The sequence below is a fragment of the Candidatus Syntrophosphaera thermopropionivorans genome, from assembly GCF_004353895.1.
GTDB lineage: Bacteria > Cloacimonadota > Cloacimonadia > Cloacimonadales > Cloacimonadaceae > Syntrophosphaera > Syntrophosphaera thermopropionivorans.
In genome coordinates this window covers 215,957-227,935 of the sequence record NZ_SMOG01000001.1, presented here as the reverse complement: position 1 = coordinate 227,935, position 11,979 = coordinate 215,957, and the positions used below count along the sequence as shown (strand labels likewise).

The window sequence follows — 11,979 nt, the reverse complement described above, 5'->3', positions numbered from 1 at the left end:
ATAATCATAATTCTGATATCTCTGATTATATCAGGATATTACTATTATAGAACTCAACCAGCCTTAGAAAAAGGTAAGCGTTTTTTGCTTTTCTTTCTGAGAAGCATAAGTCTTACTATTATCTTGCTTCTACTTATCAGTCCGATAATTCATTATGTTCAGCAAGTAAATGAAAAGCAACAGATTATCCTGCTTTCCGATATCTCTGCCAGTATGGACCTTCCAGGTGGCAATGGAAAAACAAAGAAAAACTGGATACAGAGTTATAGTTCTACCATAAAAGATAAATTTAGCTCAGCTGGCTATGAGATAATTTCCTACGATTTTGCTTCTGGTTTGACCAATAACAGGAATAATACACTTCTTGTTCCTGCTCTGGAAGAGCTAAATAAGAAGCATGATTTCAGTAGAATAAAGGGTATAGTTTTGCTTTCTGATGGCTGGTTACATGATGCATTTCCTATACCTGTAAAACAATTAGGCTGTCCCTTTTATGCTCTGGGTGATACCGCAACCTCTTTACAAGCAGATATCAAGGTGGTAAAAGTTATCTACAATCCACAAGCTTATCGGAATGAGCCCACCATCATAAGAGCGGAAATCCATTCGGAAAACTATTCAGGTTCAGCAAAGGTCAGTTTATTTCTTGGCAACACAGAAGTTCGTAATCAAACAGTCTCATTAAAAGCAGGTGAAACTATAAGTCTGGATTTTGATTACCGCTTTAGCCAGACAGGATTTTATCCTTTTAGAGTGGAGGTTTCCGTTCCTGGAATTAAAGAGAGGTCTTTGAATAATAACAGTTATCCTGGAGCGATAGAAGTGCTAACCAATAAACAAAGAGTGGTTATTCTTTCTGAAAGCCCTTCTTGGGATAATAAATTTATAGTTGATGCCGTAACGGAAAATCCTCGCTGGGAAGTGAAATATTATCGAGTTCAGGGTGATAAAGTATTTGCTGGAGAAAAGCTGGTTGATACCATACCCTCAGACCATCTATCTGCCATTATCATTCTTAATAATGGTGCTTTACAACTTTCGGGATATCCACTAAATTATGTTCTTTCTTCCTATCAAAAAGGGATAGGAATTTTGTTTCAGGGGCTACCCCTTCCAGAACTTGCTTCTATTCTTCCGCTTCAAAAATCCAATATAAGCAGTGTTTATCAGGGTTTTCTGGAATTGACTCCTCAAGCAGCAAGATATCCTATGCTGGAATTTGTCAATTCAGAATTGCAAAATATTCCTCCATTGGATTACTATTATGTGACATCAACTAAAGGAGCTGAGGTTCTGGCAACAATAGACAATCCACAAAACTCTCCTGCCATAGCAGTTAACACTCAAGGTAGAGCAAAAGTAATTGCAATGGCATTTTTGAATCTCTGGAAGTGGCAAATGCAAAGCGAGAGTGGTGGCTATAAAAAATTACTTTCTAATACTTTAACTTGGTTAGCTAACACTTCTTCCACAGGTTATTATGCTATTTATAACAACAGCTATTTTCTGGGAGAAGAAATTAATATAAGACTGCGAGCAGAAGATAATATTAGAGGTTTGCTTCTGGATTTGAATCCTGAGCTTAAAATTCTTGATGCAAGTGGGAAAGAAGTATATCGTGATTTTATGATTCAAGCAGAAGGTGAATATACCACTCATTTCAGTCTGGATAAACCTGGTATTTACAGTTTTACTATTTCAGATCAGATGAGTAAACAAAGTGTTTCAGGAAAGTTTAATGTGGCAGAATCTTCTCTGGAATCAATGGATTTTGACCTGAATATACCTCTACTTTCCTGGATAACTTCAGAAACTAAAGGAAAACTTCTATATCCTGCTACCCTCCAAAGTTTTCAACCCCTTCCAGCTCAAAACAGAGTGGTCAATAAAAGCAAAGATATCCCTCTTTATCGGAAGTGGTATGTGTTAACTTTATTTATTGTAGCTTTCTGTTTGGAGTTATTTTTCCGTCGTCGCTGGGGTCTCCTATAAATACGGTCTATTCTAAGATTCAGTTTCGCCGAATCATAACCAGATAGCCATCCAGTACTTTGAAACCCATAGAACGATAAAGATTCAAGGCAGCAGCATTATCAGAGTGAACTTCTAACTTGGCTTGAAGACCTTGTTTATCAGCTATTTGAATTGCTTCTTGTAATAAAGAGCGACCTATCCCTTGCTTCTGGAACTCTGGTAAAACTGCCATATGGTGAATATATAATCTACGGTAATCATTAGTTAACCATATAGTTCCCACTAAGATAGCTTCCATATAAGCAAGAAGAAGAATACCTCCATGTTCTAAAGTTCTCTGGATAGAATCAAAACTATCGGCACGTTCAGGATTACTGATACCTGTTTTATCCCAGATAGATATGATTTCAGCATAGAGATTCTCATTCAATTGGAGACAATGGATGATATTTAGCGTAAAAGTTCCTCCGGATCACCTTCTTGAGCACGGAAAGTAGCGGCAAATCTTGTAAAACGGAAATAGGTGTCAAATGGCACTTCAAAGACCAGGTCTGGATAGAGGTCAATAGTCATAAAGTAATTCTTTTCTCCAGGATAAAATTCAATCAGGATAGTGGAATTATCAGTTAATAAAAGTTTAACAGAACAAGCAGAACTCCCCAATTCTGGAGCTTTATCAAGAGACATAATTGTGCCCGAACCTAATCTTGAAAGTGCATTTAATATCTTGCCCATAGTGACATTTCCAGGAGGGATATCAAAATCCTCCTTACTATCTTTATAGTGCCAGATATTTCCGTTACGAGTCAATTGATAGCTGTTTTTGGTATGCTTAACTTCAATAGCATATAATTGTTCAGGGAATATTCTAAGTGCATAAGGAGAACGCCAGGAATCTAAATTTGGTTGATAATTTAAGCAGACTTTTCGTTTTATCTGGTAGACATTATTATCACCTTTAAAACAGAAATAATCTGCAGGATTACCTAAATCGGAGAACCACACCTCTTTAAGAAGTTTATTCTTACTATCATAGACCTTGATTTTAAGTGCGGTGGAATCTTTTAATTCATATTGAACAAGCTCTGCTTTGCCAGAAGCAACGGGTTCAGTGGAATATTTCTCTTTTAGCACTTCGTTCCAGAACATCTTGAAACGGTCTTCATCCACATCCCATTTAATAGGATAGGTTATCGTCCAGTGATTATTTATCTTAGAAAAAGTGATACTGGTATCAGGATTGGCAATCTCAATCTTGGCAATAGCTGTAGAATCAGCTGGAAATATAGGCTTTAGGGTTTCTTTTTTCTGACGAGAAGTTAGCAGATAGATAGCCACTGCCAGCAAAGCAAGAAAGACGATTAAAAGGATAATCTTATTTTTCTTCATATTTAATCTTCGCTGCGTGTCTTGAAGCTTGAATAATGCCAAAGAGTGCCAAAAGAAGAACAGGCAAGAAAATAGCGGTCAGCCGAAAATATCTATTTAAAATAGAAATAGTCTTTTCTTGTTCAGCAGGTTGCATCTGGTGTTTTTGCATATAAACTTCTGCGCTGAGTTCATTATAGATATCTCTGGGTGAACGGATTTTTATCATATCGTTCCTACCTAAAAGATAATCTACGGCATTAAGAACAATAAATGCTCCTGCACTAAATTCCAAGGGAAATTCGCTATCCGCAAATAGGATAATCTTTGATTTATCCGTGGAATTATAGAAGGTACTGTCATCCAGTGCTACATGGAAAAAACTATGAAAAGTACCTGACACCTCAGCAGCAACTGTTTTGGGTGGTTGACTGAGATAACCAGGATCCAAACCTTTTTGGACAGCTATATCCACTCTAAAATCTGGTCCTATTAAAACATTGGAATGATTAGAGGTTTGGAGCACTTTTTCAAACTTAATTTTAGCATCTGGTACGGGATTAATTTCAGAAGCAATATTCATGGTGATAACTGGAAAACCAGCAGTATAGGGAAATTTAGGATTAGGACGTAATCTTGGAATAAAAGGATAGGGGACTATAGTTCCTAAACCACTTCCTCTACCATATTCACATTCCATATCCAGCACAATATTGGGTTCTATACGAATTCCATAATGTTCCAGAAGCCTAAATATAGGTCCATCCAGAAGAGCCAGAGCTGAACCACGCTCAGATAAAAACATCAGAGCACGATCCTGAGTCATAACTATATTTCCGTTTTGCATCAGATATTGATCAAGATAGTAGAGTTGTTTAGTGCTCAAAGTATCAATAGTTCCTAAACATAGCATAACAGGGGTATGCTTAGGACGGGTGTTAAGGTCAGTATAGGTGATTCTATAGTTATCCATCAATTCAAGGAAAAAGGTAGCTAAGGCATCTGAATAATTTGTATATTGATGAACCATACTAAGAGAATCCATAAAGACGGTTAGTTCCGGTAAATTATCTGGATGCAGTTTATTAATTTGTTTCAAGAGCTGATATTCCATCATTTGTTCCATACCAGGTCTTAGATACATAGAGGAAGATTTTCCGGCACTTTCCAGATACAAGCCAAAGACCACCTGTTTAGTAACAAGTTTTTCATCCTCATAGGCAGTAAAAGAATAGGCTGGAATATCATAATCTTTTGCCTGTTCAATCAGTTCTTTATTATTGCTGGCTCTAACATATTCAAAACTAAACTTGTTATGGGAATTACGGGCAAATTCTTCCAGCATATCTTTTAAGCTACGGTTTATAGTGCTCAATTCCTGTGGTAAATCCTGTGATGCAAAAACCTTAACTATAACTTTATCTTTTAAAGAATGAAGGGTCTCTTTAGTTGCTTTGCCCAGAGTGTAGGACTTACTTTTACTCAGGTCAATTCGGAAATAAAGGAAACTGGAGATAATTACTACCAGCACAACAATCAGGATTTTGATGATATAGGATGTTATGATTTGATTGCGTGTGTTCATTTTATCGCTCCTGACTAAGGTTTTGAGCCTGAAGACGGAATTGAGCTAAAAGGATAAAGATTATGGTCACGGCAGCAAACCAGATTAGGTCTCTACTATCAATCACCCCTTTCAGGAAGCTTTCCAGATGATAATCAAAACCAAAGTATTCAATTGTGGCAAAAAGTTTCAGAGGGATTAAATTTCCTATGCGACCAATGATAAACAGGGCACCTGAGATGGCAAATGCTATAATGAAAGCCAGAACTTGATTATCTGTTAGACTGCTGGCAAACATTCCTATGGCTATAAAAGCCGCTCCAGCAAATAACAAACCAAGATAACCAGTAAAGATAGCTCCATACTCTACCCCTATACCAAAAAGACTAATTAATAATACAAAAACAAGAGTAAAAAGCAAGACGGTGACTAACTGGAATAAAACACCTAAAAACTTGCCCCAAACGATGTGACCCAGCTTGATGGGTAAAGTACTGATAAGCTCCAGAGTACCAGTGCTTCGTTCTTTAGCAATGCTTCCCATAGTTAAAGCAGGAATAAAGAATAAGAACAGGGTATGCATAACACCAAAGATACCTCGCATATCTGCCGCTCCGATTTTAAGTGCATTAAGAGCAAACCAGATGCCACAAGCCAGAAGATAAACCCCATAAATGATATAAGTGCTTAAGGAACGATTTGCCAGAGAGTATTCTTTATTAGCTATAGTTAATGCAGGGTTCATTTTTGCTCCTTAGTTGAAGATTCTTCTTGAGCCTTTTCTTCAGTTTCCCTTAAAGATATTGTCTCTTCTTCTGGTTCTGCTTCAGACTCATTAACTTCTTCTGAAGAAATTTCTTCCCCTTCTATAACTTCCTCTTCTTCCTCTTTTTCTTCTTCTTCTTCAGTATAGAAAGGTTCCTCTGAGGTGAGTAAATGGAAAATTTCTTCCAGACTTTGAGTTTCTCTATACATACTGATAAGATACCAGCCCTGCTCTGATACAAAAGCAGATAATTCCTTACGAAGATCCATCTCTATGGGTATGGTGAACTTGAACGCTAAATGGTCATCTTTAGGTTCTATGTCAGTTAGCTGAACTTGAGGATATTGTTCCAGCCAGGGTTGAAAATCTGGATTTTCTGCTTCCAGTTCAAGAACTATCTGAGTGGTCTCTGAAATATAAGAACTGAGATTCTCTATGCTATCATCAACAATGATTTGTCCTTTATGGATAATAATTACCCGGGAACAAAGAGCCTGTACTTCTTGCATAATATGACTGGAAAGGATAACGGTTTTATTTTCTCCCAGTTCACGTATCAATTCCCGAATTTCCAGAATTTGATTGGGGTCAAGTCCACTGGTTGGTTCATCCAAAATAAGTAGGTCCGGATTATGAATTATAGCTTGAGCGAGACCAGTGCGTTGACGATAACCCTTAGAAAGAGTGCCTATTTTCTGTTTCCAGACTTCATCCAAACCACAATTATCTCTAACAAACTCCAATCTCTCGGAAAGATATGGTTCTTTCATTTTACGCAGAGCAGCGATAAATCTTAGAAATTCTTCCACGGTCATTTCATTATAAAGAGGATTAAGTTCAGGAAGATAACCTATACGAGCACTGGCTGCAAGAGGGTTATCAAACACATTTTCTCCATCCAGCTCAATGGTTCCACTATCAGGTTGCAGATATCCCACCATCATCCGGAGAGTAGTTGTTTTCCCTGCTCCATTAGGACCGAGAAAACCTACAATTTCCCCTTTATCTGCAGTAAAACTTATATTCTGTACTGCCTTAATATCCCCAAAACTACGGGAAAGGTTCTTTACGGTTAACATCTCAATATAACCTCATTTATTTATAAACTTTGAAAGAACTAATAAAAGTAAATCCGCTAAAAATCCTATTTTATATAATCTGATAGAATTCAACTTTAAAATTCCTTAGAACTTATTCTCTCAGCTTTGGTATCTATCAAGAATAATGTTATATGTTCAGGCGGTTTAACTTATTTAACTGCTCTATCCTAACATCTAAGATAGCTTTTCTTGTCAATAAAAATACCTTGAGTCTTGGTCTTTTAAGTACTTTCTTTTTTAAATCTTATTGACTTATTAATTATTTCAGTCCTTAATTTTTCTTGACAATAAGGACTTGTATCATAAAAAAGAAGCACGCCGAGTGTTTGAATCTAAACTCAAAAAGCAGGATTAAACACCGACAGGGTATAACTGGAAACGGTTATGCCTCCCATTTTGGAAAGGCGGGAGAGCAATTAAATCTCCCCTCTTTTACAGCTTTTAGGAGGATAAATGAAGAAGCTGATTTATTTATTGGTTCTTTTACTGCTCTTAGCATTTACTGCTTGCAGTGAAAAAGACAATCCCTCAGAGGTCAAGATTCTTGGTTACAAACTTGACCAGTTTATCAATCCCGATACCGTGCGTATTCATATTGACACTCAGGCAGAAGCAGATTTGGAATACCGTTCTTTATTTGCTTATGAAATCGTCAGTTCAACTGATGGATTCAGTCCTCGTCAAAGTGCTTATGCAGGTTATGACTTGCCCTGGGAAACTTTTTCGCAAGGATACTATGTTCCCAATGACGACCATAGAACCTGGTTTCCTGGAATGGGGCTGCCTTCTGCTTTTAAAGTTAGAAATGCAGGATTGTTTCGTCTCTATCGTAAGGTGGATGTAGATGCTGGTAATAGAGGTTCTAAACTGATTGAATTGCGCGGACTGAGCACTTATACGGTAGATAACTGGTCAGGCACAGCCGAAGATGCCATCAAGCTTAGTGACTTGCTTCAGGGTATTGCTGCTTATGATTCTGTAGCTTTTGTAGCTGTGGATGGATACAGTAAGAACTATCAACCTGAGCTAATTAACGATGGTTATTATTTATTAAATTCAGAGGTTACAACTTTCCCCAATTTCAATTCCACTCTTCCGGGTAATATGAAAAAATTCAAAAAACTGGCAAAAATCAATGTTTATGGTGCTACTTCTGCCCAGAATTTTGATTTTGCCCTGGCACCTCAAGAAAAAGCAGATTTGACTTTTACCATACCCAGCGATTTAAGTGGTTTTGAAAGCACGGAAATGGTGACGGAAAAGTAAACTTGCCCAGATATCTTTCCCTTTTATTAATACTTCTATTATCTCTGAATTGTTTTGCAGAGATAGCAACAAATCAGGCTCCGGTGGATTCTCTGGTTAAGAAGACATATCTACTCCCGACCGTGAGAGTTATAGCAGATAAACCAGAGGATGCCATCGGAGCTCTTCATATTATTGATTATATAGAACAAAAGGGGATTGCTGCTCTCAATCTTTATGAAGGATTGCAGGATATTGCAGGAGTGACAAATACAACTGGCACAAAAGATGAGAGCAATCTACGCATTCGGGGTTTCCGAAGTAATGAAGTGAAAATTCTGGTGGATGGTCGTCCACTTAATAGTGGTTATTTCGGAAATATTGACTTACATCAATTTTCTCCTTCCGACATAAAAGAAATCCATATTATTAAAGGTCCCAGTGCAGCCATTTATGGAACGAACACTATGGGCGGAGTAGTCAATATTATCACTTCTGACCCGGGCAAAGATAGCTGGTTAAAACTCAATCTATTAGCTAAAAGAAACAATGCTAATAGGCTGGAGATTAGTTCAGATCACAAGCTTAAAAACTTTGGTTATAGAGTTAGTCTGGCACGAGAACATAATGAAGGCATCGTATTACCAAAAGATTTCACTCCTACCCCCTTTGAAAATGGAGGAGTGCGAAATCACAGTTTGAAGACTCAATATGATTTTCAGACTCGTTTGGACTATGAGTTCAATCCTTTCAGACAGGTAGGAGCTTCTGCTGGTTTCACTTATGTGCCGGAAAAGCTTATTCCTTCATCCATCTATACTCTGGATTACCGTCAATATACAGATTGGATGCACTACTGGACAACTTTGGAATATGTAGATATTCTCAATGAATTCTTAAAGTTAAGTTCTCATCTTTATTACGATGGAGGTCAGGACATTTATAGGGAATACAGTGATGCTTCTCACCAGTATCTTATTCTGGATAGCCATATGCGTTACTATACTCTGGGTTTTAATCCAAGGATGGAATGGGTTCCCGATGCTTGGAATACTTTTAATTTTGGCTTTAGATTGGAATCTATGCATAGCACCAGAAAAGACAATGGAAACTATCTTCAGTGGACTCCTCACTGGTTAAATATTTATAACGCCTTCTGCCAGTGGAAATACCAGCTGAATAATAAAGTTAATTTCCTCGCTGGTTTGGGGGCAAGCAGTCATCATTGCGATGTGAAGAGTTCACTCAGTTTTTTCCCTGAACCTTCTGCAGCTTTCAATTTTAAATGGAATGAGCTGAGTAAAAGTACTATTTCCATTGGGAATAACATCTCTTTTCCAACAATGCGTCAGCTATTTTCCGCGGAAAATGGTAACCCGAACCTTAAACCTCAAAACGCTATCAAATGTGAAATCAGTCATCAACAGAAAATTAAAGCAGGAAATATAATTTTTAGCAATCAGTTAAGCTTATTTTATAATAATACACGAAATCTAATTGATAGACAGGGAGATACATACCAAAATATTTATAAAGTGCATTCTGCTGGCACAGAATACAGTCTTATGTTCAAACCATTTGCCTGGTGGGAAAGTGAGCTTGCCTATTCATATATCTGGTGGGAAGGAACTGAGAATTACGAACTAACTGAAACTCCACATCATCAAGCTAACTTTACTCAGAATTTATCTTTGCCCTGGAAATTAAAACTTAGATATACCTGTAGCTATAATGATAACCGTTTTAGTCAGGATAAATTAAATAATTATCATATCCTTTCTTCTTACTGGTTGCACAATATAGGCTTGTCCTATAAATTCAAAAAGTTCAGTCTCGCCGTAGGTTTAGAAAATATTTTTGATACCTATTACGAGACAGAGTATGGATACCCTGGTCCAGGACTCAATTTCTTCATTAGATTAAGCACAGAATTTTAATGTTCCATATATTCATCAATTATTCTCGTAAATTAAAGTCATTCAGTTTATAATATACCTTTTAGAGTATATTTATCACTTATATAATCAATTTGATTTTATTAAACTGCGATAACTTCTCCTGAAAAAACGATAACACCAACATAGACAATTAATTAGAGCACTTATCTGTCCCTTGACTCCTAATTAGCTCTCTCTTAGCGACTTAGGCAACAAAGAGCTAAGGGAGAGATAGGATAAATTCAGGGTCAAGATGAAAGGTAAAAATTATAAAGATTGTTGATAATTATGTGATTTGTTATTTGTTAGAAATTATTTTTAAATATCTGGTATCTCATTGTTTCCCAATTAGTTATAAGGAAGAGAAAATGTTAAAATTTCCGTTGTTTCGGAAAATCCTTCAATAATAAGTTAATTATTAAGAGCATTCAGAAAATCTGCTACGAGAGAAGAATGCTATATCCTTTTATTCTTGAAATAATTTATAATATATTCTTTTGTTATTTTGAATCTGATACAATTATTAAAAGGGTACTATTTATATAAATACTTATAGATTTACCAAGGTATCATTTTTATTGAATGCTATCTTCACAATCTAATCTATTAGGATATAATTAGTTAGGTGATTAGTTAGAAAATTCTTTATTGAGCTTTTTTAACAATCAGTTTATTACCTTCCACGCCCAGAACAATAACCTTAGTATTTTCCTCAATAGGAGAACCATCTTCAGAGATAGCTGACCATTCTTCTCCCCCTACTTTCACATAACCTTTTCCATCCTGAGGAATGGCTTTTGTGACAAAACCTGTTTTCCCTTTAAGAGCATAAATATTGGTTTCTGCTGTAGGAAACTGGAGTATTTTTTTCCCAATTTTGCGTGTAAGAAGGAAGCAGATAAAGCTAAGAACAGCGAATATAATAATTTGTAGCAGAACATTACTGCCTACAATATAGAAAAGACTCAATAAACCAGTAATGAGAGCAGCAATACCTAAAGCAACAAAAAAGAAAGCTGGGTCAAATATTTCAATTATAGTAAAGATTATTCCCAGAATAATCCAGATTTGCCACGGTTGCATTTAGCTACCTCCTTCAGGTTTTAGGTTCATCCTTAGTTTCTTCCTTATTTCCAGATTGATCGCTCGTTCTGCCATCTTTGTAAATACGTTTAACCTTACGTCTGTGTCTCCCGTAACCATAACGGGAATCATATCGGTTATAGTAATCACCATAGCGATAACTACTACCTAAGGTACTGGCACTAAATCCTTTAACTCCGAACAGCGAAAGGATATAAGCTATCAATCTTAATATATAATAGAGCACTACTACTCCAACCACTAAAATCACGAGAGCTTTAACGAAATTTAAAGCAAAGGTTTTAGCCCAAGAAAATTGATTACTAACCACAGATGGAATAAGTTGTACATAAAGTAATGTAATATCAGATTGACGAAGTGCTTTAACTCTATCTTCCTGAACACGAATTTCAGTAATCAATCTATTTTTATAGTCAGCAAGTGAGCCATATATATTTCCTGCTGCTTCCAGGTCTGCCAGTTCTTTTCTTTTAGATTTGAGGATTTCTTCTTCAGTAGCTAAGGATTTATTCACCAGTGAGGTATCGGCAACTTCTATTTGCTGTTCAATATTGCCCAGAGAAGCAAGTTTTTGTGTTAATTCGGACATTTTATAACTATCTACTTTAAAGATAAATTCACCATAGGAGCTTTCCCGGGATTTCAATAGAGGTGTATCCACAGCATAGGAATGGACAATAGCATCCATCTGTTGAAGAGCATTAGCGATATTGGGACTGCTGATTCTAATTTTAGCTTTTTTAATGGCATGAGTTTCTTCAAAGGTCTTATTTGACTTTTTGAAGATTTCATTTAAATTAGGACCACTATCCTTTTGCTCCATTGCAGAAAAAATTGCCCATCCGAGCGAAAGAAAAATAATAATTATAGCTATACCTTTAATTCTCTTGCGGGCAGTACTGGAAATTTTTGCCATTATAA

At 36.5% G+C, this 11,979-nt stretch carries 10 protein-coding genes and 1 riboswitch; of the genes, 3 read left to right on the top strand and 7 right to left on the bottom strand.

Going from position 1 to position 11,979, the window contains the following annotated elements; translation table 11 throughout:
* Positions 1–84 precede the first annotated feature (84 nt).
* Entirely contained in the window at positions 85–1,992 is a 1,908-nt protein-coding gene (locus E0946_RS00940; protein ID WP_243713677.1) for a hypothetical protein, read from the top strand.
* A gap of 19 nt (positions 1,993–2,011) precedes the next feature.
* Here E0946_RS00940 and E0946_RS00935 read toward each other — a convergent pair whose 3' ends face one another.
* Genes E0946_RS00935 through E0946_RS00915 form a run of 5 tightly spaced genes read right to left on the bottom strand, consistent with a single transcriptional unit; the run spans position 2,012 to position 6,751 of the window.
* Entirely contained in the window at positions 2,012–2,404 is a 393-nt protein-coding gene (locus E0946_RS00935; protein WP_165942042.1) for a GNAT family N-acetyltransferase, read from the bottom strand.
* 20 nt (positions 2,405–2,424) lie between these two features.
* Entirely contained in the window at positions 2,425–3,363 is a 939-nt protein-coding gene (locus tag E0946_RS00930; protein ID WP_133200591.1) for a DUF4340 domain-containing protein, read from the bottom strand.
* Positions 3,350–4,927, bottom strand: a complete 1,578-nt coding sequence (locus E0946_RS00925) for a Gldg family protein (protein WP_133200590.1) — start codon at positions 4,925–4,927, stop codon at positions 3,350–3,352. The genes E0946_RS00930 and E0946_RS00925 overlap by 14 nt, the downstream gene beginning before the upstream one ends.
* A 1-nt stretch (position 4,928) precedes the next feature.
* Positions 4,929–5,651 carry an ABC transporter permease gene (locus tag E0946_RS00920; protein WP_133200589.1) on the bottom strand — a complete coding sequence of 241 codons (723 nt, stop codon included), beginning with the start codon at positions 5,649–5,651 and terminating at the stop codon, positions 4,929–4,931.
* Entirely contained in the window at positions 5,648–6,751 is a 1,104-nt protein-coding gene (locus tag E0946_RS00915; protein WP_133200588.1) for an ATP-binding cassette domain-containing protein, read from the bottom strand. The genes E0946_RS00920 and E0946_RS00915 overlap by 4 nt, the downstream gene beginning before the upstream one ends.
* 325 nt (positions 6,752–7,076) lie before the next feature.
* A riboswitch (molybdenum cofactor riboswitch) is annotated at positions 7,077–7,195 on the top strand.
* A gap of 30 nt (positions 7,196–7,225) precedes the next feature.
* Between E0946_RS00915 and E0946_RS00910 the strand changes: the two genes are divergently transcribed.
* Together E0946_RS00910 and E0946_RS00905 are read left to right on the top strand one after the other, a co-directional pair.
* Positions 7,226–8,038 carry a hypothetical protein gene (locus tag E0946_RS00910; protein ID WP_133200587.1) on the top strand — a complete coding sequence of 271 codons (813 nt, stop codon included), beginning with the start codon at positions 7,226–7,228 and terminating at the stop codon, positions 8,036–8,038.
* 122 nt (positions 8,039–8,160) lie between these two features.
* Entirely contained in the window at positions 8,161–9,954 is a 1,794-nt protein-coding gene (locus tag E0946_RS00905; RefSeq protein ID WP_207930804.1) for a TonB-dependent receptor, read from the top strand.
* A 645-nt stretch (positions 9,955–10,599) separates the two neighbouring features.
* Here the strand turns inward: E0946_RS00905 and E0946_RS00900 are convergent.
* Positions 10,600–11,037 carry an NfeD family protein gene (locus E0946_RS00900; protein WP_133200585.1) on the bottom strand — a complete coding sequence of 146 codons (438 nt, stop codon included), beginning with the start codon at positions 11,035–11,037 and terminating at the stop codon, positions 10,600–10,602.
* Between the two features lie 13 nt (positions 11,038–11,050).
* Positions 11,051–11,974 (bottom strand): hypothetical protein, encoded by a 924-nt coding sequence (locus E0946_RS00895; RefSeq protein ID WP_133200584.1) that lies wholly within the window; start codon positions 11,972–11,974, stop codon positions 11,051–11,053.
* Positions 11,975–11,979 lie beyond the last annotated feature (5 nt).